A 24,235-nucleotide genomic window follows, 5' to 3' on the forward strand; every position below is an offset into this window, starting at 1 on the left:
CCGTGTCCCAGTCGATCGGCGGTTCGGTCTCCCCCTTCGGGTTGGGGGCCTCGTTGCAGTCGCCGCCGCCGACGAAGGCCGCTCCCTGGTCGGCGGGCCGACCTGTGGGTGCCGACCCTGCGCTCGCCCCTGCTGAAGACATGGGTCCAGGGCCGGGTGCCGTACCCCGCCGGGCCGGTCGACCGCGTGGGCGACCAGTGGGGACACGACCAGCGCGGCCGGCGAGGCTGAAACCGCCCGGCCATCGGGGCCGGCGCCCGCGCGGCGCCGACCGTATCCGGCCCCTCGGCAACATGGCGATCGCCGAGCCGTATGGCGTGCGTTCCGGTCGTCGGCCCGGCGCGTCGGCGGTAGCCCGCGCATCCGGGTGACAAACCCGCAGCCCCAAGGGCGCCAGGGTCGCCCACCGCACCGAAGGACGCATCCGGACAGCCGTCTTTCACCCGAACGGCTCAGCGTTCATCCGCACTGATGTGCGCGGTCACCCATCTGGACGCAGGCTGAAACCGTTCCTGCCACGGACACGCCACAGGCTGATCACTACTCCCCTGGGAGGCCAGGTGATCCTGCTAGCCCTGCTCGTCCCCGTAGCCCTCCTGCTTCTCATATTCGCGATGCAGGCACTGGAGGACCTCCTCTTCCCTCCGCCCCCTGAGCCTCCCGCACCCCCACCGGAGGACTACGTCCCCGAGCAGTCGGCATCGGCCTGATGGACACACGGCATCGGCCTGATGGGTATACGGGCCGTTCACGGCGATCCAGTCGGCCGCGTGCCCGGGGTGAGGCGACGGCGATCACCTGACCGGCCGCGCTGCGGCCACTGGTGGGCGCTGTGGTGAAGGTGCCGACGCTGCGTTCCTATCCGACATGGGGCGGTTCCGGGTGCCGGAGAGCACCGGAACCGTCCCCGCGAGGCCCGGGGTCACTCCTCTCGTTCGTACTCCGCCTGTGCGTTGCGGTTGAGCAGGTCGTCCTGGGCCGAGCGGTAGATGTCGCGGACGAACTGGCGGGCGTGGTCCCTGTCCATCGCCGTGCCCTGTTCGCTGACGAGGCGGTCCGTCCACTCCTGGACCGTCTTCTCCATATTGGTGTCGTCACCCTTGGCCATGGTTCTCCTCCTCCTGGGGCCGGGGCCGCCACGGTCCGCGGGGCCGGCGGCTTCCCGGTCATAGGAGAGTGTCCGTACGCCTCACACGCTAGATCCGCCCGCTGCGCTCGGCGACTCGTGTTCTGCGCGGCAGCCGGGCGGGGCGACCGCGCGCCTCGGCGGCGGCGCGGCGCAGTCCGTGGTCGAAGAGGGTCAGGAGCAGGAACAGCGCACCGGCGCCGAGCATGAACCAGGCCAGATGGTGCAGCCCGGCGGTGTCGGCGTGCTGCCCGAAGGCCGACGCGGTGGCGACGGAGGCGATCATCGAGCCCAGGTAGATGAAGGTGCGCAGCAGCCCGGCGGACGAGCCCATGCGCTCGCGGTCGGCCTGGTGGTAGACCGAATTCTGCAGGGCGAGGTTGTTGAGCCCCTGTGGCACGCCGAAGAGCAACCCGACGACGAGCAGCATCCAGATCGGGCTTGCGGCGCCCAGCAACAGGATCAGCGCGCACGCGACGATCTGTCCCATGGCGCCGACGACGAGCTTGCCCAGGATGCTCCTGCGGCGGCCGGTGAGCGCGGATATCCCGATGCCCACGAGGAACAGCGGGAGTTGTACGAGTCCGGCCTGGGACGGCGAAAGTCCGCGGCCCTCCTCGGCCCACTGGGTGAAGCCGTACAGGAAGGCGTAGGACACGGTGTACGCCACCAGGCCACGGGCATAGGTGGCCAGCAGGGGCGTGTTGCCGCGCAGGACCCGCAGGTCGATGAAGGGCACGGCGGTGCGCAGTTCGCGCAGGGTGAAGGCGACGGCCGCCGCGACGGTGACCACGGGCAGGTACCAGGTACGCGGGTGCGGGTTCATCAGGAACAGCAGGAGCGCGACGAGCGTCGCGGCGAACAGGGCCATGCCGGGCAGGTCCAGTGCGGCGGCGTGCCGACCGCGACTCGGCCGGGGACCGGCCGGCTTGGGCAGGCGGAGCGCGCCGAGCAACAGGGCGACCGCGGCCAGCGGGATGTTGAGGGCGAAGGTGGCGCGCCAGCCGCCCACGCCGATCAGCAGTCCGCCGAGGGAGGGGCCGATCACGGCGATGGTCTGGCCGGCGATCGCGAGCAGGGTCAGCACCCCGGCGGGACTGTCGTTGCCGGTCCGTTCGGCCTCGCTGCGCAGCAGGGACATCGCCGCCGGATATCCGGCGCAGGTGCCGAAACCCAGGAGGACGCGCGCGCCGATCAGCACGCCGAGGTTCGGGGCGAAGGTGCCGGCCAGGCCGGCGACGCCGACCAGGGAGGTGCTGATCAGGAACAGCCGCCGAGGCCCGAAGAGGTCGATGAGCCGCCCGACGACGGGCTGCCCGAGGGCGGTCGCGAGATAGAGCGCCGAGACCAGCCAGGCCGTCTGCGACGGTGGCGCGCCGAAGGCCACCCCGATGAGCACGAGGGCGACCGCGACGATGGTCGAGTTGATCGGGTTGAGAATCGAACCGACGATCATCGGCGGGATGAGCCTGCGGTCGAAGCGTTCCGCCGGACCGCCGCTCGTGCCCTCCGCGCTCTCTTGGGTCTCGGCCAACTGCCGTGGACGGCCGGGGTCGCTCACGCGTGGATCACCCTTTCCAGGATGGCCATCGCCGCGATCACGAGCTGCCGCTCCTCCCCTGTGCACCGCTCCTGCAACGCTCCGGCCAGCCATTCCTGACGGGCCTGCCGGTCGCCCTCGGCGCGGGCGCGGCCGGCGTCGGTGAGCACGACGAGCCGACGTCGGCGGTCCGTGGGGTCGGGTCGGCGTGCTACGAGTCCGAGCCGGTCCAGGGCCTCCACGGTGGCCGCCATGGACTGATGACGGACGCCCTCGACGGCGGCGAGGTCGCTCGTCGCGGCGGGACCGTCCTTGACGAGCCGGGCGAGCACGGACACCTGGGCGAGGGTGATGTCGTCGGCGTCGGAGACACTGCGCACCCGGCGGCGCAGGCGGCCCACCACCACGCGGACGTCCTGCGCGGCGCGCACGGCCGACTCCGACGGCTGGTTGCGGTCGTTGCCCATGCATCCACCGTAATTTACACAGGGTCACCTGTACAGTTTTCCCTGCACAGTTTTGCCTGCCTTTACCGAGCCGCCCACCCGTCGGCGCCGGGCGTACGGCTCGTCAGAGGATGGGGCGGGATCTGGCCGTGATGAGGTCGGCGTCGTCCAGGACCAGAAGGGCGAGGGCGCTGCCGAGGTCCGCCGGGACCGACCGGCGCTCGATGGTCCGCGGGATCGTCATCCGGGCGAACTCCTCGTGGCCGCCGGGCCGTTCGTCCGGGCTCGGGTCAGGATGGCCGCCGCGGGTCAGGACGGGCTGGTACGGAGCGTCGCCCAGACGACCCGGCCGTCTCCTCCGCGAGGCCGGCTCACCCCCCAGCGCTCCGACTCGGACTTGACGATCAGCAGACCGCGTCCGCTCTCGTCGTCGAAGTCGGCTCGTTGCGGCGTCGGGGCCGACGGGCCGCCGCCCTCGTCCGCGACCTGTATCAGCAGCCGCTCCCGCGTTGCCTCGACCCGGCACCGGATCACCCTGCTGTCCGTGTGCACCACTGCGTTGGTGAACAGCTCGCTCATCAACAGGGCCGCCGTATCCCGTGCCGTCGCGCCGACACCCCAGGACGTGAGGTGTTCCCCAACGAGGCGACGGGCCTCACGCACGGCGCCTCCCTCCGCCGGCAGAACGAACGCCGCGTGGCGTGCCCCCGGTTGGAGAGCGGGCAGCGCATCTGTGGTGGCGGCGTCCAGTGAGGCCACGACTGATTCCTAACCTGGGGGGTGCGTGCCGGACACGACCACACGGTGCGGGAGGGGCGGGGAGGTGTGCAGCGCCCATGACGGATCGGCCGGCGGCCCGGCACCCCGGCCACGTACGCCGGACTGCCGCCGCTGGCCAGGGTTGAGCACTGATACACCGTCACTATGCGTGCCTCACAGATAACTTGGCAACCCCTCACTTTGCACAGTGCACGGTGTGGGTGTGCAGTCTGCCCGTGTTGCGAGGGTCGTGGCACACTGCTGATCGACCTGGTGATCGAGGAGGCAACGGAGTGAGCGCACCGCGATCAGCCCCGACCGTTCTGCAGATGGTGCTGGGCCGACGGCTGCAGGAACTGCGCCGGGCCAAGGGCCTGTCCACGCAGGACGTCGGCACAAGGCTGCACCAGGCGCACACCACGGTCGTCAGGATGGAGCAGGCCAAGGTCGCCCTGAAGTGGACGACGGTCAAGGCGATGCTGGAGATCTACGGTGTCGGGCAGGCCGAGGCCGAGGAGTTCCTGGGTCTGACCGTCAAGGCCAACGAGCCAGGGTGGTGGCAGGGTTACCGTGACGCGCTGCCCGGCTGGTTCGGGGTGCACGTCAGCCTGGAGAACTCGGCGACCCGGATTCGTGGTTACGAGCCCCATGTGGTCCCGGGCCTCCTCCAGACCGAGGACTACGCGCGCGGGGTGCTCGGCCCGAACCGCCCCCGCCCGACGCCGGCGGAGCTGGACCGGCGCGTGGCACTGCGCATGCAGCGCCAGACCCTGCTGACCCGGCGGAACCCGCCGGCGCCGGACCTGTGGATCGTCATCGACGAGACCGTCCTGCGGCGCCCGGCCGGCCCGCCCGAGGTGATGCGGGGCCAAGTCGACCATCTCATCGAGGTGATGGAGCTGCCGAACGTGACCCTTCAGGTGCTCGCGTTCACGGCCGGGCTGCACCCGGGTGCCTTCGGCCCCTTCACGCTCTTCCGATTCCCGATGCCGGACTTCCCGGACATCGTCGGCATCGACAACCTCAGCAGTGCCACATACAGCGAGGACGAGGAGGAGGTGGCCGTGCACCGCGAGGTGCTCGACCGGATGAGCTCCCAAGCCATGTCCACGGCCCGCACCAGGGAGTTCCTGCTGGACGTCCGCAAGGAGCTGGACCGATGAAGCATGCCATGAACGCCGCCGGGGAGCTGGGCACCGAAGGCTGGCGCAAGCCGTGGAGCGGCAGCGACAACGGCAACTGCGTCGAGGTGAAGCAACTCGGCGGTGGCCGGGTCGCGTTGCGGCAGTCCACCGACCCACAGGGCCCGGCCCTGGTCTGTCCCTCCTACGCCATGTCCGAGTTCATCGCCGGAGTCAAGGCCGGGGCCGCGGACTTCCTGGTCGGCTGAGCACAAGGATCACGATGCACAGAAGCGGAGGGCCGAAGTGACAGAAGACGGTTTCAGCGCGGCCGATATCGACACCAGCAAGCCTCACTCGGCACGCATGTACGACTACTTTCTCGGCGGCAAGGACAACTATCCCGTCGACTGGGCCGCGGCGAAGCAGGTGATCAACCACTTCCCCGCGGTCAAGGACATGGCCCGGACCAACCGGGACTTCATGCAGCGGGCCTCCCGGCTGCTGGCGCGGCGCGGAATCCGTCAGTTCCTCGACATAGGAACCGGGATACCCACGGCGCCCAACCTCCACCAGATCGTGCAGGAGGTCGTCCCCGACGCCCGGGTGGTGTACGCGGACAACGATCCGATCGTTCTCCGGCACGCGCAGGCGTTGCTGCACAGCACGCCGGAGGGACGGACCGCGTATGTCGAGGGCGATGTCAGGAACCCCGGAGAGATCATCGAGGCGGCGCGGGAGGTGCTCGACTTCGACCGGCCGATCGCCCTGTCCCTGGTGGCCCTTCTGCACCTGGTGGGAGACGAGGACGACCCCTACGGCATCGTGACACGACTGCTGGAGCCCCTGGCGTCCGGAAGCCATGTGACGCTCTCCCACGCGACGGGGGAGTTCGACCCCGACACCTGGGCGCGGGTGGTCGAGGTCTACCGCAAGTCGGGCACACCGGCGCAGGTCCGCTCGCGCGAGGAGTTCTCCCGGTTCTTCACGGGGCTCGAACTCATCGACCCGGGCCTGGTACTGGCCGACCTGTGGCACCCGGAGCCGACGGGACAGCCCGACCGTGACGCACAGATCCCGCTGTACGTGGGCGTGGCCGTGAAACCGTAGGCACGGTTCTGGGTCGGCAGCGTCACGAGTCCCCTCGGTGCGGCGACCGCCTTCCGGTCGAACGGACTTCGTGAGCGATCTGCTCCGCGCGCGGCATCGAAGGCGCTGGGGACGCCGGGGACGCCGGGGACGCCGGGGACGCCGCGTCGATCCGGGCACTGGGTCGAGCCGTCAGGCAGTCGGCGTGCTGGGACGAGTTGTCAGGCGGTCGGACGGTGCGGGTCGGGAAGTCGCGTGGACGGGGCGACGCGTACCGCCTGGTGGGTCCGTCGGCTCGATGCCCGGCGGGTGGGCGCACATGGGGATTCCCTCTCCCGGGTGAGCGTCGCTCACACACCGCGCAGCGCCTCGCCGTCCGCCGGTCGCTCTGGCCATCATGCGGCGGTGACTTCTCCGTTCCCCCACCCCACCGGCCGACACCGCGCCTGCCGCACCGCGGGCCGGCGGCGCGCCGTGCTCACCGTCGGCCTCGGTGCGCTCGCCCTGCTCTCCTCGCTCACGCCCGGGTCCGCGACGTCAGCCGCGGCCCATCCCACGGACAGCCGCGCGGCGCCGGGCTCCGCGCCCCGCACGGTCGGCCCGGCCCTGCCCCGACCGGTCACCCTGGCCGAGGCCCGCACGGACGCCCTCCTGCGCTCCCTCCGCCACAGCCCCGCCCGGCTGCGCGGCTTCTTCCGGGACCTGCCCAAGGGCGGTGACCTGCACAACCATCTCTTCGGCGCGGTCCGGACCGAGTACCTCGTCAAGCTCGCCGCCGACGACGGCCTGTGCGTCGACGCCCGCACGATGACCGCCGTCGTACCACCCTGTGACCCCGGCACCCGGCGGCCCGCCGCGGATGCCCGCACCGACCCGGCCTTCCGCGAGGCGATCCTCGCAGCGTGGTCGATGCGGGACTTCCCGCCGCACCAGCTCGGCCACGACCACTTCTTCGCCACCTTCGACAAGTTCGCCCTGGTCGCCGGGCGCCATCAGGGCGCGGTGCTCGCCGAGGTCGCCGATGACGTGGCGGAGAACAACCAGTCCTATCTGGAGACCATGGTCCAGCCTGCCGCCGACGCGACCGACCGGCTCGCCGACGAGGTCGGCTGGGACGACGATCTCGCCCGGCTGCACCGCAGGCTCCTCGCCGACAGCAGGCTGGACCAGTTGGTCGCCGCCGCGCGCAAGGAGACCGACGGCGTCGACGCCGAGTTCCGCGCCGCCGCCCGCTGCGGCACCAGCAGGCCCCGACCCGGCTGCCGACCGACCGTCCGCCTGATCTACCAAGCCCTGCGGGCCAGTTCGCGCGAGCGTGTCTTCACCCAGCTCGCCCTCGGCATGCGGCTGGCCGAACGCGACCCGCGCTACCTCGCCGTCGACCTGGTCCAGCCCGAGGACTGGCCCGACTCCCTGCGCAACTACCGTCTGCAGATGCGCATGCTCGCCTTCCTGCGCACCCGGTACCCGCACGCCCATGTCACCCTGCACGCCGGCGAACTGTGGACCGGGCTGGTCAAACCCGAGAACCTGACCTTCCACATCGACGAGGCGGTCCGTGTCGCCCGCGCCGAACGCATCGGCCACGGAGTCGATTTCGGTTTCGAGAACGACCGGCGGGACCTGGCCCGCACCATGGCCGCCCGCCAGGTCGCCGTCGAGGTCCCGTTGACCAGCAACGCGCAGATCCTGGGCGTCAAGGGCCGTGAGCACCCCTTCGAGACCTACCGCGCCTACGACGTGCCGACGGTCCTGGCCACCGACGACCCCGGCGTGTCCCGCATCGACATCAGCCACGAGTACCAGTACGCCGCAGTCACCTACGGCCTGTCGTACCCGGAGTTGAAGGATCTGGCACGGGCCTCCCTGCAGTACGCCTTCCTGCCGGGCGGGAGCGTCTGGCAGGGCAACCCGACCGCCACCGGCTACCGCCCCGTCGCCGGCTGCCGGGGCGAGACGCTCGGCGGCGACACCCCCGGCCCGCGCTGCCGTCGACTGCTCGCCGCCAGCCCCAGGGCGCGGGTGCAGTGGCGCCAGGAAGCCGCCTTCACCGCCTTCGAGCACACCAGCCGCCACGGCTGAACACATGGCCCACAGCGCATCAGTTCCCCGATCGAACGCCACGGCTCCCCCGGCCTCGGCACGGCGCCGTGCGGTGCGGTCCGTCGTGCCGCCGTCTCACGTCGTCGGTGTGGGCGGCGGGCAGGCCGGGGTGGCATCCGTGGTGCCGGGGGCGGCGGGGGACGGGCTCGGTGCGGGATCGGAGCAGGACGGCTCGGGCATCGGATCGCCGGGATCCGGGGAGGGGGACGGGGCCGCGGAGTCGGTGGGATCCGGGGTGGCCGAGGAGCCTGCGGTCGGGGAGCCGGACGGGTCCGGCACGGGCGGCTCCCCGGGCGAGTCCGACGGGTCCGGGCCCGTCGTGGCCGTCGCGGAGGGGGACGGGCCGGGGCCCGGCGGGTGCGAGGCGGAGCGAGTGGGGGTGGGGGTGGGACCGCCCGGGTCGGGGCCGATGACGATCCCGCCGCCCGTGCCGCCGCCCTCACCGTCCACGGGCCCGGTCGGCTCGGTGTCGCCGCCGGCGCCCGGGGACCGCGGGATGACACCCTCGCCGTCGGGCACGCTGTGCGCGCCCCGCCGGTGGAAGTCGAGCCACTGCCGGACCAGGTCCAGATAGGTGCGCGAGTAGTTGTAGCTGAGGATCGCCCGATCCAGGTCCGCGGCCCGGCCCAGGTCACGGTCCCCCGCGCACAGGTAGTGCCCGGCCGCCAGGGCCGCGTCGAAGACGTTGTTCGGGTCGGCGCGGCCGTCAGCGTTGCCGTCCACGCCCCACCGGGCCCAGGTCGAGGGCAGGAACTGCATCGGACCCACCGCCCGGTCGTACACCGGGTCGCCGTCATGGACGCCGCCGTCGGTGTCCCGGATCAGGGCGAAGCCCCGTCCGTCGAGCGCCGGGCCGGTGATCCGGCCGAGGGTCGTGCCGTCGCGGTCGACGGCGCCGCCGCGCGCATGGCCCGATTCCACCTTGCCGATCGCGGCGAGCAGTTCCCAGGGCAGCCGACAGCCCGGGTCCGTACGACCGACGGCAGACTCGGCCGCGCGATAGGCGCGCAGGACGGTCACCGGGATGCCCGCCGCCACTCCGATCCGGGTGATCTCCCCGGCACTGTACGGGATCTGAGGGCTCGTCAGGGGCGGCAGTTCCGTGTGGTACGAGTCGTCGCCGAGCGGGGCGAGATCCGCGTAGGGGGTGCCCGTGGCCGGGGTGGGTGTGTCGTCGGTGGCCCGTCGGCCGGGGCCACCGTCGGCGCTCGACACGAGAGCGGGCGCCTGTGAGGCGGTGAGGGCCGCCACGGCCAGGGCGGCGACGGCGGTGGCCCGCAGGCCCCGTACGGTCCGGGCCTGCGGGCGGGGTAGGCGGCGTGCGGGCACGGGTGTCGCTCCCTTGTCGACGGGGCCGGATACCGGTGTGCACGCCCCCGGCCGGTGGCGCCGGAACCGTCAGCGGCCGAAGGTGTCGATGCCGGAGAGGAGCCAGTGCCCGTCGCGGCGTACCACGTCGACTGCGAGCATGGCCCCGGCGTAGGTGCCGCCGTCCACGGACTGCCTGTCCTTCGTGTCCGCCGCGCTCTTGTCCCCGGCGGTACTGACGCTGCTCTGGTCGGCGTAGACCAGGACGCGGGCCCGGTCGCCGTCGACGCGTTCGACCGCGCTGTCGGTGACGGTGGTGGTGATCACCGCTTTCTGCTGGTCGGCACGGGCCCGGACGTCGGCGAGCAGGGCCTTGTGCTGGGCGACGGCCTTCCCGGTGAGGAGGTCCTTCGTGGCCTTCTCGAAGGCGGCGGGATCGGCGTGGTCGTACGAGAAGAGCGCGGCGACCGCCTTCGCCGTCTGCCCCCGGATCTCGCTGGTGCGGGCGGGGTCGGTCAAGGCGGTGTTACGCAGGGCCGGGCCGTCGCGGAGGGTCTCGGCGCGGGCGTGCGCCCAGCCGGCGAAGCCGCCGAGGACTAGGGTCAGCAGGCACAGCAGGGACAGGCCGACGGCGCGGGACGGGCGGCGGATCCGGTTCCGGCCGCCCGTCGCGTCCGACCGGTTCGCCCCATGAGCCCCATCCGCCCGATTCACGCGGTCCGCCAGATACGTGTCGTCCACCGGGTCCGTGTCGTCCGCCGGGTCCGTGTCGTCCGGCTTCGCCGTCCCGAAGGCCGCGGACCGGCGGGGGGACGCGGGCGACGCGGCGCGCTCGGGCAGCACCGCGAGCCCGGAACGGGACCGGTCCGGCGTGGCCGCGGCGGGGCCGGTCTCGTCGGCCGGACGGCCGGGATCACCCGGACCGCCCGAAACGCCCAGAACACCCGGAACGCCCGGAACGGGTCCGGGCCCAGGCGCCGTGGGCCGGGCTTCGCGTGCCTGGCGTCGACGCTGGCGGTTGATGTGGTGACGGGTCGTCGACATCGGGTGTGTCCTCTCGTGCGGCCGGTTCGCGCGGCGCGGGTCCGGGTCAGCCGGCTGACGTGCCGCCCACGGGCGCCTGGCCCAGGGCGCTGAGCTTCCATCGGCCGCCGGTCCGGGTGAGTTCGCCGAGCATGCGGCTGTCCTTGTCGGTGCTCTCCCCGTCCGACGCCTTCACGGTCACCCGCAGGGCGACGAGGACCCGGGCGCGGCCGGCCCGGTCGTCGAGTTCGGTGACGGCGCCGGACAGCACCCGGGCCGTGGTGACCGTCTTCGCCGTCCTCACCTGCGCGGAGAACTCCGCACGTCCGGAGGCTAGTTGGTGGTGGAGGTCACCGGTCGTCGAGGACTCCCACAGATCGAGGCCGCGCTGCACGTCACGGTGGTCGAGTGTGTTCAGGTTCTGCACGGCCTGTTCACCGGCGGCGAGTGCCGCGTCGCGCTGTGCGGCGTACTTCGCCGAGTCGTCGTGTGCCGCCGCGTACCAGTCCCAGCCCGTCCACGCCGCGAACCCGCCGGCGATCAGGGCGAGTGCCAGGGCCAGTACCGGCAGCGTCCGGGCTCCGGTGACGGCGCGGGCCGCGCGTTTCATGGGGTGCTCCCGTCTCCCGCGCACGTTCAGCGGGTCCTGATGTCGACGATCCGCCACTGGTCGTGCTCCCACCGTGCGGTGACGGTGAGTTGGGCCGCCGCCATGGTGGCCGTGGCGTTGTCGCGGCGGGAGACCTGGTCGAGGAAGACCAGCAGTCGGGCGCTGTGGCCGTCGAGTTCGATCACTCCGACGCGCACGGCCTGGGTGCTCAGGGTGACGCGCTGCTCGGTGAGCTGAGCGCGGATCCGGCCGAGGAGTTCGGTGTACTGGCGGGCGGCCCGGCCGTCGAGGACGGAGCGCGCGGAGCGCTCGGCGGCATCGAGGCCGTCGGGGGTGTACGAGAAGACGCGGGCGAGGGCCGTTCCGATGTCTCCCGCGACGCGGGTGGTCGCCTCGGTGTCGGTCAGTGCGCGGTTCCGGGCCGAGGCGGTGGACCTCAACTGGTGGGCGCCGTAGAAGAATCCGCAGCCGGTGAGGACGAGGGCCGCGGCGAGCACGGCGACCGCGGCGCGCCGCAGCCGGACGCTCGGGCGACGCCGGGCAAGGGCCTCGCCCTCCTCCGACTCATCCCTGAACGCTTCGCCCGCCACGTCCCGCAACGCCGCCGCCTCCGCCTCCCACCGCGACGTCGCCTCCGCGTCCGCCTCCCGCCGCGCTGCCGCCTCCGCGCCCCGCTTCGCCGCCGCCTCCGCGCTCTCCGACGCCTCGACCACCACGCCCCGCGGACCGGTATCCCGCCCCGCCCGCGAAGTGCCGTCCACGGGCACAGTCCCGGACTCCGGCGAGGGCGCCCCGCCCACCGCCTTCCGCAACGCCGCCGCCGTCTCCGCCTCCCACGAGCCCTCCGGCACTTCCACCGCCACCTTCCGCAGCCCGGTATCCCGCCGCGCCCGCGAAGTGCCGTCCACGGGCGCGGTCGCAGACTCCGGCGGGGGTGTCCCGGCCGTCGCCGCGGTGGGTTTCGGGGTGCTCTCGTCGTGCCGGAGCCGCGTCATCGCTCGTCCTCCTCCGCCGCCGTCCGCGCGAGCGGTACCGCGCTCAGTGCCCGCACCTTCCACTCCCCCGCGGCCGTGCGGGCGAGCACCGCCTCCAGGCGCTTGCGGTCCGTGCTCGGCGGCTTCGACCCGGCCGGTGTGACCTCGACGCGTACGGCCGCGATCAGCTTGGCCGTGCCGGCGCGCGGGTCCAGGGCGGTGACGGCTGCCTCGGTGACCGTGCCGCGGGCCGACGCGCCGGTGCGGGGCTCGGTGCGGCCCAGTTCGTCCCGGAGCGGGCCGGTCGACGCAGCGCGCCAGGCCCGGATGCCGGCCCGCGCCCGCTCCCGGGAGGAGGCGTCGAGCGTGGTGAGCACGGCAACGGCCCGGCGGCCGTCGGCGAGCGCCGCGTCCCGTTCCCCGCCGTAGGCGAGCCCGTCGTCGCCGCGGGCCTGCGCATACGTCCACGCACCGGTGCCGCAGAGCCCCAGCGCCAGGGCGAGCCCCGCGGCCGCGATGATCCGCGCGGGCCTCATCGGGCGTCCGCCGCAGCCGGATCGAGGAGGGCCGCGAGGTCCGTCGGGGCGCCGTCGCCCAGGCCCGGCAGGGCGAGCGCGCCCGGCAGCGGCACGGCGGCGGCCGGTCCGGTGCTGCCCGACGGCAGCGAGGGCGGCGTGACCGGGTCGGGCACCGGGCCGCCCCGGGGCGCGTTCGCCGAGCCGCGTACGTTGGTGCCGCTCGCGGCCGGGGCGGTGCACGAGGCGCCGGTGTTGAGCGGGGGCGCGGTGCCCAGGTCGAGTCCGTCGCGGTATCGGGTGCCGCCGTAACCGGCGGTGCAGGGCAGGGGTTTGAAGAAGGTGACGGCCATGCCGAGGTTCACCTTTCCTCCGTCGACGGCGGTGGCGCCGGCGGACACGGCCGCCGGGTAGGTCACGAGCAGTTCCTCGATGCCGCGCTGCCGGGTGACGGCGATCTCGGAGGTGGTCAGCAGGTTGGCGAGGACCACGCCCAGGCCGGGGTCGAGGTCGCGCAGGACACCGCTCACCTGGGTGGCGGCATCGGGGGCGACGGTGAGCAGACGGCGCAGGTCGGTGTCGGATCCCTTGAGGGTGCGGGCCAGTCGCTCGGCCCCGGTGGCGAAGTCACGGACGGCCCGCGCCTCTTCGGCCTGGGTGCGCAGCACGGTCTCGCCGTCGTCGATGAGCCGGCTGGTGGACGGCAGCGCGCGGTCGGCGGCCTCGACGAAGGCGCTGCCGTTGTCCAGGAGCACCTGGAGGTCGTCGCCGTGGCCCTCGAAGGCCCTGCCGAACTCGTCTACGACCGTGCGCAGATCGTCCAGCGGCACCGACCGGGCGAGAGAGTCGACACTGGAGAGCACGTCAGTGACGGGCGCGGGCACCTCGGTGTCGGCCTGTTCGATCCGGGCGCCATCGGCGAGATGGGGTCCGGTGTCGCTCTTCGGCCGCAGGTCGATGTACTGCTCACCGACCGCGGACAGCCCGGCCACCACGGCGCGGGTGTCGGCGGGGATGCGCGGCGCGGACTTCTTGATGCGCAGTTCGGCGACGACGCCGTCCGCGGTGAGCCCGATGGGGCCGACCCGGCCCACCGACACCCCGCGGTAGGTGACGTCGGAGTGGGTGAACAGGCCACCGGTGCGCTGGAGTTGGACGTTCACGGTGTAGTAGTCGGCGACGCCGATGTAGCGGCCGAGGTCGGCGTAGCGGATGCCGACGAAGCCGAGCACGAGGACGGCGATGACCAGGAAGGCCAGGTTCTTCAGGCGTACGGCGAGGGTGATCACGGCGTGCCGCCTCCGTCCCGGGCGGGCGTGGTGACGTACGGCAGCGGCAGCGGTGCCGACGTCGGGGCCCGGGAGGCGGGGGCGGCCCCGCCGGACCCCTGGGCGGGGCTCTTCCCGCGGGTCGTGTCGGGTGCGCCCGGCGCGGCGGCGGAGGGTGAGGGCGTGTTCCGCGGCACCAGCGGCGGGATGATCCGCGTTCCGGGGGCGGCGACCATGCTCAGATACACATTGAGGTAGTCGCCCTTGACGCCCCGCAGTACCGCGTCGGTGAACGGGTAGGTGAGCAGGGCCTGGAGCGAGTCGGGCAGGTCGGTACCCGCGTCCGCGAGTGCCCGCAGGCCGGGTGCGAGGGCCTTGAGATCGGCGACCATGTCGTCCTTGCTCGCGTTGACGGTGGAGACGGCGACATCGGACAGCGTGTCCAGGGAGCGCAGCATGGTCAGCAGCGAGCCGCGCTGTTCGTCCAGGGTCCTCAGGCCGGGCGAGAGGTCGGTGAGGACCGTCCGTACGTCGTCCTTGCGGCCCGCGAGGGTGGCGGCGAGCCGGTTGACGCCGTCGAGGGCGTCGGTGATGTCGCCGCGGTGTTCGTCCAGGTCGGTCACCAGCGTGTCGACCCGTTTGAGCATCGAGCGGACCTCGGGCTCGCGTCCGCCGAGGGCGGCGTCGAGTTCCTTGGTGATGGTCTTGAGCTGGTTGACGCCGCCGCCGTTGAGCAGCAGGGACAGCGCGCCGAACACCTCCTCGACCTCGGTGTTGCGGCCGGTGCGGGACAGCGGGATGACGCTGCCGTCGCCGAGCCGGCCGGCGGCGTTCGACGCGCTGGGCGCGATGAGCTGGATGTACTTCTCGCCGAGCAGACTGGACTGCTCCAGCCGGGCGCCGGCGTCGGCGGGCAGCCGCACCTCGCCGTTGATCTTCATGGTGACGCGGGCGGCCCGGCCGTCGCGGTCGAGGCCGATGGCGGTGACCCTGCCGACGGCGACGTCGTCCACCTTGACCGCGGCCTGGGGGACGAGGCTGAGTACGTCGTCCAGTTCGGCGGTGACGGTGTAGGGGTGGGAGCCGAGGTCGGCGCCGCCGGGCAGCGGCAGGTCCTCGATCCCGTCGAAGTGCGGCAGGGGGACGGTGAACGCGCCGACCGCCAGGGCGAAGCCCAGGGCCAGGGCGAGCAGTCCGGCCGCTCCTGCGCCCACGGCCATGCCGCCGGTGAGCACGCGCCGCCGGACCGCCGCGCCGACCCGGCCCGCCGGCTCCGCGTCGTCCCCCGCCCGCTCCTCCCGGTCCTCCGGGCCGCCGCGCCTCACCGCTCCCCCTCCCTTGAAGACTTCCTTGAGGACTCCCTTGAAGGCTCCCTCAAGGACGCGGAGCCGCCGGTCGCCGGGAGCGGCAGCAGCGGTCCGCCCATGCTGATCTCGTTGAGGTTCGCGCGGCCGTCGAGGGTTCGGGTGTCGGTGTCGTAGGCCGACACCAGGTTGTCCGCGGCCAGCGGCGCCACGTCCAGCGCCTCGGCCAGGGAGGCCCGCTGCTCGACGAGGGTGCGGGTGATCGGCACCAGCCGGTCGACGTTCTTCTTCAGCTCGCCGCGGTTGTCCTTGATGAACCGCTTGACCTGTCCGAGGGCCTTGCCGAGTTCTTCGAGCGCGCCGGCGAGGTCGACCTTGTTGTCGGCGAAGAAGCCGACGACCGTGTCCAGGCGTTCCTGGGCGGTGCGCACGCCGGTGTCCTTCTCCTTGAGCATGCTGGTGAAGGACTGGAGCCGGCCGAGCGTGGCGAACAGGTCGTCGCTGCTGCCGTTGAGGGTCTTGGCAGCCTTGCCGAACTGCTCGACGGTGTCGCCGATCGCCTCGCCGTTGCCGTCGAGGTTGGCCGCGCCGGTCCTCAGCAGGTCGGACAGGGCGCCCGAGGCGTTGGCTCCGTCGGGGCCGAGCGCCTTGCCGAGGTCGGTGATCGAGGCGTAGAGCTGGTCGATCTCGACGGGGGTGCGGTTGCGGGACGCGGGCAGCACGGCACCGTCGGCGAGGGCCGGCCCGTCGCGGTAGGCGGGGGTGAGCTGCACATAGCGGTCGGCGACCACGCTCGGCGCCACGATCACGGCTCGGGCGCCCTCGGGGACCCGTACGCCCTCGTCGAGGGCCAGTTTCACCCGCACCCGGGTGCCCTGCGGCCGTACCGACGTCACCGCGCCGACCCGCACGCCGAGGATGCGCAGGTCGGATCCGGAGTAGATGCCGACGGCGCGGTCGAAGTAGGCGGTCAGCCGGGTGCCGGTGGGGTCCAGGGCCCGGGCGACGGCCAGTCCGGCGGCGACCACCACCAGGACGAGGACGGCGGCGAGGAGTCTGCGGCGCCTGGTCATCGCCCACCGCTCCCCTCGGCCCGCGCCGGCTGCTTCGGCGGCATGCACGGCTCGGTCTGGGACGGGTCGGGCAGATAGTCGCGGGGCACCACCGCGCACAGATAGCTGTCGAACCAGCGGCCGTTGCCGAGGGTGTTGCCGACGAGCCGGTAGTAGGGGCCGACGAGCGCCAGCGTGCGGTCGAGCCGGGTGCGGTTCTTCTCCAGGATCGTGGTGATGCGGCCGAGCGCCTTGAGGGTGGGCCCGAGCTGTCCTTCGTTGTCCGCGACGAGGCCGCTCAGTTCGGTGGACAGTGCCCTGCTGCCCTTGAGCAGGGCGCGGATGGCGGTGCGGCGGTCCCGCAACTCGCCGAGCAGGGATCCGCCGTCCTCGATGAGGGTCTCGAAGCTGGACTTCTTGTCCTTGAGCGTCTTGCTGAACCGGGCGCTGCCCTTGAGGAGTTCGGCCAGTTCCGCGTCCCGCTTGGAGACGGACCTGGACAGCGCGGACAGGCCGGTGGCGGCCTTGCGGACATGGGGCGGCGAGTTCTCGAAGGTCTCGGAGATCGTCTCGAAGCTCTTCGCGAGCCGCCGGGTGTCGATGGCGTCGACGGTGCCGCTGAGGTCCTGGAACGCCTGGGTCACGTCGTACGGCGAGGTGGTGCGGGCCAGCGGGATGCGCCGGCCGGGGTCCTGGCGCGCGCCGCCCAGCGGGTCCAGGGCCAGGTACTTCTCGCCGAGCAGTGTCTTGATGGCGATGGCGGCGGTGGTCCGGTCGCCGATCCAGGCGCCGTCGACCTCGAAGCCGACCTTCACCTTGGGGCCGTCGAGGACGACTTTGGTGACGCGGCCGACCTTGACTCCGGCGATGCGCACCTCGTCGCCCTCGGCGAGGCCGGCCGACTCGCTGAAATCGGCGCTGTAGGCGGTGCCGCCGCCGAGCAGCGGCAGCCGGCCGGCGTTGTACACGAAGACGGTGAGCAGGGCCAGCAGCAGCAGTCCGACGAGGGCGACGCCGACCGGGTCGCGGTCCTTGACGGGTTTCAGCCAGGGCCCGCGGCGCCGGCCGGTGCGGGTCGCGCCGACGGTAGCTCTGTCGCTGGCACTGCCCGTTGTGCCGTCGCCGGTGCCGTCGGCCGCGCGGCGGCGGGCCCGGGTCGGCGGGCTCATGCGCCGCACCTAGGTTCCGTGACGGCGATCCCGGTGGGGGCCTCGGAACCGTCGGAGGTGGACACTCCGCTCACGTGCGCCTCGCAGAGGTAGAGGTTGAACCACGATCCGTAGGACGACAGCCGGGCCAGGGCGGTCAGCTTGGCGGGGGTCTTGGCGAGGAAGTTCTCGATCTGGGGGGCGGCGGCGCCGAGGTGCTCGGAGAGCCGCCCCAGTTCGTGGATGTCCTGCTTCAGGGGTGCGCGCCCGTCCTGGAGGAGGTCCGCGGTCACCGTGGTCAGGCCGCCCATGGCGGTGACGGCCCGCCCCAGGGGTTTACGGTCGTCGTTGAAGCCGGTGACGAGCCGGCGCAGGGTCTCGACCAGGCCGTCGAACTCGGCCTCGCGGTCGTTGAGGGTGGTCAGGACCGTGTTGAGGTTCCGCACGACCGCGCCGACGACCGTGTCCTTCGCGGCGACCGTCCGGCTGAGCGAGCCGATGTGCCGGATCAGGCTGTCGACGGTGCCGCCCTCGCCCTGGAGGACCTGCACGATGGAGCCCGCTAGTTCATTGACGTCCTTCGGCGACAGCCCTTCGAACAGCGGCTTGAAGCCGTTGAAGAGCAGGGTCAGGTCCAGGGCGGGCGAGGTGTGGTCGAGCGGGATGGTGGCGCCGTCCTCCAGGGTGCCGGTGAGGTCCCCGCTGCCGCGGTCGAGGGCGACGTACCGCTGACCCACCAGGTTGAGGTACTTGACGGCGGCGGTCGTCGAGCGGGGCAGGGTGCGGTCCTCACGGACGGTGAAGGTGACCTGCGCGATCCGCCGGTCGACCACGCGCACATCGGTGACCTCGCCGACCTTCACCCCGAAGAGGCGCACGCTGTCGCCGTCCACGAGCCCGGTGACATCGGTGAACAGCGCCTTGTAGGAGCGGGTGTCGAGGCCGACGCCGGTGCCCGCGACGCTCAGCCCGAGCACGGTCGTGGCCAGCGCGGTCACCACCAGGAAGACGAGGGACTTCAGCACGGGGCCGGTCAGCGGGCGGCGCCGGGTGTGCGCGGGACGCGGCTCGGTCATCGCAGGGTCACCTCCGTGCCGCGCAGGGCCGGGCCGGCGAGCAGGCTGCTCCAGTCCGGCAGGTCGGCGGGGTGTTGTCCGGTGGCCGGTGCGAGCAACTCGTTGACGAGGGCGTTCTCCTGCGGGGAGTTGGCGGGCCCGAGGTCCTGGTCGGCCGCGGCGGACACCTGGGCGGCCGGTTTCGTGGGCACGCCGAGGTAGGGCACGGGGTAGCAGCGGGGGCTGCCGCCGGCGTCGTAGGAGGGGGTGTCCCGGCCGGGGGCGTAGGCGCCGCGGGACGGCACGGTGGTGACGTCGACCCGCAGGCCGGGCCGGTCGGTGCCCTTGCCGAGCGCCTTGTCCATCTCCGGGACGAAGCCGGCGAGGGTGCGCAGGGTGCACGGGAAGGACGAGGAGTACTCGGCGAGCAGTTCCAGGGTGGGCCGGGAGTCGGCGCTGAGCCGGATGACGGTGTCCTTGTTGCGGCGCAGGAAGGCGGTCAGGTCCTGTGCCGCGCCGGTGGTGGCGCCGAGGGTGGCGGCCAGGTCGCCGGACTTCTCGGCCAGGGTGCCGCTGGTGGTGGTGAGGTCGGTGAGGGCCGTGATGACGTCGGGTGCGGCGTCGGCGTAGACGTTGCTGACCGTCACGAGTTCTTTCAGGTCGCGGTTGAGGGTCGGCAGGTCGGGGTTGAACTTCCGCAGATGCGCGTCGAGTCGGCTGAGGGTCTTGCCGAGTCGCTCACCGCGCCCCTCCAGTGCCCGGGAGACGGCGGACAGGGTGGCGGAGAGCTTGTGCGGCTGGACGGCGGTGAGCATCGGCAGCACGTCGTCGAGGACCCGCTGCAACTCGACGGCGTTCGCGGAGCGGTCCTGCGGGATGACGGCTCCGGCGGCAAGCGGCCGGTCGGAGGGGTGCGCGGGCGGGACGAGGGCCACGAACCGCTCGCCGAACAGGGTCGTCGGCAGCATCTGCGCGCGGACGTCGGAGGGGATGTCGGCGCGGGTGCCGGGCCGCAGGGCGAGGGTGAGCCGGGCGCCGTCGCCGGTGGAGTCGATGGCACGGACCTCGCCGACGACGACGCCGCGCAGCTTCACCTCGGCGCCCGGGTGCATCTCGTTGCCGACGCTGCCGGTCTCCACGACCACCGGGTCGAAGTCGGTGAACTTCTTGTCGTAGACGGCGACGGCCAGCCAGATCAGCAGGACGGGCACCACCAGGAACACCACCCCGGCGAGCCGGCGGCGCAGCGCCTGACCTCGTGGGCCGCTCATCTCACCCCGCCACCTTCACGGTCGTGGTGGCGCCCCACAGGGCGAGTGACAGGAAGAAGTCGGTGACGCTGATCAGCACGATGGCGTTGCGCACCGAGCGGCCCACGGCGACGCCGACTCCGGCCGGGCCGCCCGAGGCGCGGTAGCCGTAGTAGCAGTGGGCGACGATCACCATCACGCTGAAGATGAGCACCTTCAGTACGGAGAGCAGGACGTCCGTGGGTGACAGGAACAGGTTGAAGTAGTGGTCGTAGGTTCCCCGGGACTGGCCGTTGAACAGGACGGTGATGTAGCGGGACGCGAGGTAGGAGGAGAGCAGCCCGACAGCGTACAGCGGGACGATCGCGACGACCCCGGCGATGATGCGGGTGGTGACCAGATAGGGCAGGGAGCGGATGCCCATGCCCTCCAGGGCGTCGACCTCCTCGTTGATGCGCATGGCACCGAGCTGGGCGGTGAAGCCCGCGCCGACGGTCGCGGACAGGGCGAGTCCGGCGACGAGCGGGGCGATCTCGCGGGTGTTGAAGTACGCGGAGACGAACCCGGTGAACGCGGCGGTGCCGATCTGGTCCAGGGCCGCGTATCCCTGGAGTCCCACGACGGTCCCGGTGAACAGGGTCATCGCGATCATCACGCCGACGGTGCCGCCGATCACGCCGAGGCCGCCGGTGCCGAAGGCGACCTCGGCGAGCAGCCGCTGCACCTCCTTGAGATAGCGGCCCAGGGTGCGCGGGACCCAGAGCAGGGAGCGGACGTAGAAGAGCAGTTGGTCGCCGGAGCGGTCGAGCCGGGCGAGCGGGGAGGCCACCGGTCTCAGCCTCCCTTCGGCGGGACGAGTTGGAGGTAGCCGCCGGTCATCACCATGTTGACGAAGAACAGCAGGAGGAAGGTGATGACGACGGACTGGTTGACGGCGTCGCCGACGCCCTTCGGGCCGCCGCGCGGGTTCAGCCCGCGGTACGCGGCGACGATGCCCGCGATGAATCCGAAGACCAGGGCCTTGAGTTCGCTGATGTAGAGGTCCGGCAGCTGGGCGAGGGCGGAGAAACTGGACAGGTAGGCGCCGGGGGTGCCGTGCTGCAGGAAGACGTTGAAGAAGTAGCCGCCCAGGATGCCGACCACCGAGACCAGGCCGTTCAGCAGGACGGCCACGCCCATCGCGGCCAGCACCCGGGGCACGACCAGGCGCTGCACCGGTGAGACGCCCATGACCCGCATCGCGTCCAGCTCCTCGCGGATCGCGCGGGAGCCGAGGTCGGCGCAGATGGCGGAACCGCCGGCGCCGGCGATCAGCAGGGCGACGATGAGCGGACTGGCCTGCTGCACCACGGCGAGCACGCTGGCCCCGCCGGTGAACGACTGGGCGCCCAACTGCTGGGTGAGCGAGCCGACTTGAAGGGCGATCACGGCGCCGAAGGGGATGGAGACCAGGGCGGCGGGCAGGATGGTGACACTGGCGATGAACCAGAACTGCTCGATGAACTCCCGGAACTGGAAGGGCCGTTTGAAGATCGCCCGGCCGACCTCCGCGGCGAGCGCGAAGAGCCGTCCGGTCTGCCGCAGCGCGCCCAGGATCATATGCCGCTCCCGGCGGCGGGGTTGGGTGCGGCGGCGCCCGCGGCGTAGGTGCGCTCGATGGCCGAGCGGGCGGCGGGCGGCAGCCGGTCGAGCATGCCGAGGACCCGCTCCCGGCGCCGGGCGACGGCGCGGCGGGGCGGGAGTCCGGGGGACGGCTCCAGTTGCGGGACGATCCGCCGGGGCCCGGCAGGCGGTGCCGGGCGGGTGTCGGCGGCCTCCGCGGCGAGGGCGGCGGCGTCCTTCTCCTCCGACATCCCGATGGGGCCCTCGCGCCGGCCGCCGAGGAACTGGGCGACGGCGGGTTCCTCGCTGGTGAGCAGCACCTCGCGGGGACCGAAGGTGACCAGTCGGCGCAGGAAGAGCATGCCCATGTTGTCGGGGACCGTGGCGGCGATGTCGAGGTTGTGGGTGACGATCAGCATCGTCGCGTCGAGTTGCGCGTTCAGGTCGATCAGCAGCTGGGATATGTAGGCGGTGCGTACCGGGTCGAGCCCGGAGTCGGGTTCGTCGCACAGAATGATCTGCGGGTCGAGTACGAGGGCGCGGGCGAGACCCGCCCGTTTGCGCATGCCGCCGCTGATCTCGCCCGGCAGCTTGCCCTCGGCGCCGAGCAGGCCGACGACCTCGATCCGCTCCATGACGATGCGGCGGATCTCGGACTCCTTCTTGCGGGTGTGCTCACGCAGCGGAAAGGCGATGTTGTCGAAGAGGGACATCGAGCCGAAAAGGGCGCCGTCCTGGAACATGAGCCCGAAGGCTTTCCGGGTCTCGAATATGTCGCGCTCCGGGCTGTTCACCATGTCCACCCCATTGATGAGGACACGGCCTTCTTCCGGTTTGAGCAGACCGATGAGCGATTTCAGGAAGACGGTCTTTCCGGTGCCGGACGGGCCGAGCATGACACTGACTTCTCCGGCCGGCAGGGTGAGGGTCACATCCTGCCAGATGTTCTGCCCGCCGAAGGACTTGGTCAGGCCCTCGACGACCACTTCGATTCCCATATCACCTCCGACAGGAACGGTTCCGCGTGCACCGCGGAGCGAACGCCAATGCGGTGCAGCGGTGGACTGACACCAGGTGGGGCGCCGGATTCCCGTGGCTCCCCCGGTCTTTGTCACCGCGCGGACAATGACCGCTCCCGTACGTGTCCCGCCGCCTACCTGGGGATCGGCGCGGCACCCGGCACGTTACGACCGGGTAACCTCGGCGGGCAATAGCGGGTTCCGAGTTTTGTGCGAGTTTCCGGCCGACCGCCCGGAATCTGTCAGCGCGGAGACAAAGCAGCGCCCCGTTCTTGTCATGCGGTGAGTGTTCCGAGGACGGCCCGGCACGACCGTCCCGCGGCGGCGGTCTTAGCACTCGATGACTAAGCGGCGGTGTGGAGTGCTCACCCCGCGGACAGATAATTCCGTTCCTCAAAGAATCATGGGCGATGGCATTGTTCGGCCAAGTTTCCGGCAAGTAACGTCGGTGCCCGCGGTCGAGGTTTTCCGGGCCGCGGGCCGCCCGGTCTCGTTCTCCGCTCCTTCCGTAGCGGCCCTCCTTTGCCGGTCGATCCACAAGGAGAGTCCACAGTCATGAAGCAGCCCATCAGAAGGACCGCCGTCGTCCTGGGCGCGGCCGCGGCCGCGTTCGGCATCGCCGTCGCCCCCGCCTCCGCGGTGCCCTCCACGGTGTGGACCGTGACCCCGTCACCGGCCGCCTACACGGCGGCCAACAGCGGCAACATCGTGCTGACCGCCAACATCCCGATGACGTGTACGACATCGGCCGCGTCGGGCACCATGCAGAGCACCACCGGCAACCCGGCGACCGTCGCCTCCATCGACGCCGTCACCTTCGGCAGCGGCTCCTCGCCGTGCACCAGTGTCCTGGGCAATGTCACGACCGTGGCGACCGCCCCCTGGACGGTCGTCGGCCAGGACTACACGGCGGGTGTCACCACGGGCTACGTCGGCAATGTCAACGCCAAGGTGACCGCGGGCGCCTGTGTGTTCACGGTGACGGGCCGGGCGAGCGCGACCTACACCAACTCGACCGGGATCCTCGCGGTCAACAGCGTCTCCGGGGATCTGACCGTCGCCTCCGCCAGCGGCTGCGGCAGCGTGGTCACGACGTCCACGAAGCCCACCTTCAAGGGCAACTACGCCGTCAAGCTGACCGGCACCAGCACCATCCCGACCATCGTCGGCTCCAACCCGTAGGGCACGTCCGACTCGCGTCCGCCCGGCCGGTGCTCGGCCGGGCGCACGCGGGCTGTCCGCGCTCGGGCCGGTGACCGCCGGCCGCCGACGCCGTCCCCGGACCACCGAACGATCCGAGCGGAGCAACCGATGAGAGGTCCCCGCGCTGCCGCCCGGCGGCCGTCCCGCACCCGCGCGCGCGGCGCGACGATCGCCGCGTTCGTCGTGCTGGCCGCCACGGTCCCGGCCGCGGCCGTCGCCGCGGGCACCCGGGAGGTCGCCACCGAACTCCCCTACGTCTGCACGCTCCCGTCCGGGCAGCGGCCCGCGACGGTACGGATCTCGGCGGCCTTTCCCGACCGGGTCGCGGCGGGCGAGCCGATCCGGCCCGCCGACGTCACCACGACCGTCGAATTCCCGGCGGAGGCGGTGGCCGACCTGGCCGCGGCCCATGCGGCGAGTGCGCGGGCCGAGACCCGTCTCACCGTCGCCGTCGCCCAGGAGGACGCCACCGCCGAGGCGACCTGGCGCGGCACCGCACAGCCGGTGGTCCCCCCGCCGTCCGGGCCGCTGACGCTCACCGCGACGGGCGAGGTGCCGACGGTGACCGGGCGCGGCACCGGCGAACTGACGTTCTCCGCCGGGGACTTGGCCGTGGACCTGACGCTGAGCGCGGCGGACGGCGGCGCCGCCGATCCCGCCGCGCTCACCGTCCGGTGCGCGCTCGCCGAGGACGCGGCCGACGGCGGGCTGCTGGCCGCC

Annotated in this window: 24 protein-coding genes; 6 read left to right on the forward strand and 18 right to left on the reverse strand. The window is 72.3% G+C overall.

Translation table 11 applies throughout. From position 1 onward, the window contains the following. Window positions 1-922 precede the first annotated feature (922 nt). From ACWEKM_RS39250 to ACWEKM_RS39265, 4 genes are all read right to left on the reverse strand, one after another. Entirely contained in the window at window positions 923-1,108 is a 186-nt protein-coding gene (locus ACWEKM_RS39250) for a hypothetical protein (RefSeq protein ID WP_451626078.1), read from the reverse strand. A gap of 88 nt (window positions 1,109-1,196) precedes the next feature. Further along, on the reverse strand, window positions 1,197-2,687 hold the full coding sequence (locus ACWEKM_RS39255; protein WP_451626079.1) for an MFS transporter: 1,491 nt from the start codon (window positions 2,685-2,687) through the stop codon (window positions 1,197-1,199). After that, a complete protein-coding gene (locus ACWEKM_RS39260) occupies window positions 2,684-3,133 on the reverse strand; it encodes a MarR family transcriptional regulator (protein WP_451626080.1) in 450 nt (149 codons plus the stop codon). Before ACWEKM_RS39260 ends, ACWEKM_RS39255 begins: the two co-directional genes overlap by 4 nt. A gap of 288 nt (window positions 3,134-3,421) precedes the next feature. After that, window positions 3,422-3,871: an ATP-binding protein gene (locus ACWEKM_RS39265; RefSeq protein WP_451626081.1), complete on the reverse strand. Its 450-nt coding sequence runs from the start codon at window positions 3,869-3,871 to the stop codon at window positions 3,422-3,424. A gap of 293 nt (window positions 3,872-4,164) precedes the next feature. On the opposite strand from ACWEKM_RS39265, the gene ACWEKM_RS39270 reads away from it, so the two are divergent. From ACWEKM_RS39270 to ACWEKM_RS39285, 4 genes are all read left to right on the forward strand, one after another. Further along, a complete protein-coding gene (locus tag ACWEKM_RS39270) occupies window positions 4,165-5,034 on the forward strand; it encodes a helix-turn-helix domain-containing protein (RefSeq protein ID WP_451626082.1) in 870 nt (289 codons plus the stop codon). Continuing rightward, complete coding sequence (locus ACWEKM_RS39275) at window positions 5,031-5,261, forward strand: DUF397 domain-containing protein (RefSeq protein WP_451626083.1); 231 nt, start codon at window positions 5,031-5,033, stop codon at window positions 5,259-5,261. Before ACWEKM_RS39270 ends, ACWEKM_RS39275 begins: the two co-directional genes overlap by 4 nt. A 37-nt stretch (window positions 5,262-5,298) precedes the next feature. Beyond that, on the forward strand, window positions 5,299-6,102 hold the full coding sequence (locus ACWEKM_RS39280; protein ID WP_451626084.1) for an SAM-dependent methyltransferase: 804 nt from the start codon (window positions 5,299-5,301) through the stop codon (window positions 6,100-6,102). Window positions 6,103-6,486: 384 nt separating this feature from the next. Then, window positions 6,487-8,163 carry an adenosine deaminase family protein gene (locus ACWEKM_RS39285; protein WP_451626085.1) on the forward strand — a complete coding sequence of 559 codons (1,677 nt, stop codon included), beginning with the start codon at window positions 6,487-6,489 and terminating at the stop codon, window positions 8,161-8,163. Window positions 8,164-8,259: 96 nt separating this feature from the next. On the opposite strand, the gene ACWEKM_RS39290 is transcribed toward ACWEKM_RS39285, so the two are convergent. From ACWEKM_RS39290 to ACWEKM_RS39355, 14 genes are all read right to left on the reverse strand, one after another. Then, on the reverse strand, window positions 8,260-9,513 hold the full coding sequence (locus tag ACWEKM_RS39290) for a lytic transglycosylase domain-containing protein (protein ID WP_451626086.1): 1,254 nt from the start codon (window positions 9,511-9,513) through the stop codon (window positions 8,260-8,262). Between the two features lie 69 nt (window positions 9,514-9,582). Continuing rightward, entirely contained in the window at window positions 9,583-10,536 is a 954-nt protein-coding gene (locus ACWEKM_RS39295; protein ID WP_451626087.1) for a hypothetical protein, read from the reverse strand. 46 nt (window positions 10,537-10,582) lie between these two features. Further along, window positions 10,583-11,125: a nuclear transport factor 2 family protein gene (locus ACWEKM_RS39300; RefSeq protein ID WP_451626088.1), complete on the reverse strand. Its 543-nt coding sequence runs from the start codon at window positions 11,123-11,125 to the stop codon at window positions 10,583-10,585. 26 nt (window positions 11,126-11,151) lie between these two features. Beyond that, window positions 11,152-12,120 (reverse strand): hypothetical protein, encoded by a 969-nt coding sequence (locus tag ACWEKM_RS39305; protein WP_451626089.1) that lies wholly within the window; start codon window positions 12,118-12,120, stop codon window positions 11,152-11,154. Beyond that, window positions 12,117-12,635, reverse strand: a complete 519-nt coding sequence (locus ACWEKM_RS39310; RefSeq protein WP_451626090.1) for a hypothetical protein — start codon at window positions 12,633-12,635, stop codon at window positions 12,117-12,119. Before ACWEKM_RS39310 ends, ACWEKM_RS39305 begins: the two co-directional genes overlap by 4 nt. Further along, a complete protein-coding gene (locus ACWEKM_RS39315) occupies window positions 12,632-13,903 on the reverse strand; it encodes an MCE family protein (protein ID WP_451626091.1) in 1,272 nt (423 codons plus the stop codon). Before ACWEKM_RS39315 ends, ACWEKM_RS39310 begins: the two co-directional genes overlap by 4 nt. After that, window positions 13,900-15,102 (reverse strand): MCE family protein, encoded by a 1,203-nt coding sequence (locus tag ACWEKM_RS39320; protein ID WP_451626101.1) that lies wholly within the window; start codon window positions 15,100-15,102, stop codon window positions 13,900-13,902. The genes ACWEKM_RS39315 and ACWEKM_RS39320 overlap by 4 nt, the downstream gene beginning before the upstream one ends. A gap of 101 nt (window positions 15,103-15,203) precedes the next feature. Further along, a complete protein-coding gene (locus tag ACWEKM_RS39325) occupies window positions 15,204-16,259 on the reverse strand; it encodes an MCE family protein (protein WP_451626092.1) in 1,056 nt (351 codons plus the stop codon). Next, on the reverse strand, window positions 16,256-17,407 hold the full coding sequence (locus tag ACWEKM_RS39330; protein WP_451626093.1) for an MCE family protein: 1,152 nt from the start codon (window positions 17,405-17,407) through the stop codon (window positions 16,256-16,258). The genes ACWEKM_RS39325 and ACWEKM_RS39330 overlap by 4 nt, the downstream gene beginning before the upstream one ends. Further along, window positions 17,404-18,462, reverse strand: coding sequence for an MCE family protein (locus ACWEKM_RS39335; protein WP_451626094.1), 1,059 nt, complete (start codon window positions 18,460-18,462; stop codon window positions 17,404-17,406). Before ACWEKM_RS39335 ends, ACWEKM_RS39330 begins: the two co-directional genes overlap by 4 nt. Further along, window positions 18,459-19,712 carry an MCE family protein gene (locus tag ACWEKM_RS39340; RefSeq protein ID WP_451626095.1) on the reverse strand — a complete coding sequence of 418 codons (1,254 nt, stop codon included), beginning with the start codon at window positions 19,710-19,712 and terminating at the stop codon, window positions 18,459-18,461. Before ACWEKM_RS39340 ends, ACWEKM_RS39335 begins: the two co-directional genes overlap by 4 nt. A 1-nt stretch (window position 19,713) precedes the next feature. Further along, window positions 19,714-20,520 carry an MlaE family ABC transporter permease gene (locus ACWEKM_RS39345; protein WP_451626096.1) on the reverse strand — a complete coding sequence of 269 codons (807 nt, stop codon included), beginning with the start codon at window positions 20,518-20,520 and terminating at the stop codon, window positions 19,714-19,716. Between the two features lie 5 nt (window positions 20,521-20,525). Then, window positions 20,526-21,290 carry an MlaE family ABC transporter permease gene (locus tag ACWEKM_RS39350; protein WP_451626097.1) on the reverse strand — a complete coding sequence of 255 codons (765 nt, stop codon included), beginning with the start codon at window positions 21,288-21,290 and terminating at the stop codon, window positions 20,526-20,528. Then, complete coding sequence (locus tag ACWEKM_RS39355) at window positions 21,287-22,291, reverse strand: ABC transporter ATP-binding protein (RefSeq protein ID WP_451626098.1); 1,005 nt, start codon at window positions 22,289-22,291, stop codon at window positions 21,287-21,289. The genes ACWEKM_RS39350 and ACWEKM_RS39355 overlap by 4 nt, the downstream gene beginning before the upstream one ends. A 576-nt stretch (window positions 22,292-22,867) precedes the next feature. On the opposite strand from ACWEKM_RS39355, the gene ACWEKM_RS39360 reads away from it, so the two are divergent. Then, complete coding sequence (locus ACWEKM_RS39360) at window positions 22,868-23,494, forward strand: hypothetical protein (RefSeq protein WP_451626099.1); 627 nt, start codon at window positions 22,868-22,870, stop codon at window positions 23,492-23,494. A 129-nt stretch (window positions 23,495-23,623) separates the two neighbouring features. After that, window positions 23,624-24,235, forward strand: a 612-nt coding sequence (locus ACWEKM_RS39365) for a DUF6801 domain-containing protein (RefSeq protein WP_451626100.1), incomplete at its 3' end; no start/stop codon positions are given.

The sequence above is a fragment of the Streptomyces sp. NPDC004752 genome (assembly GCF_053601275.1).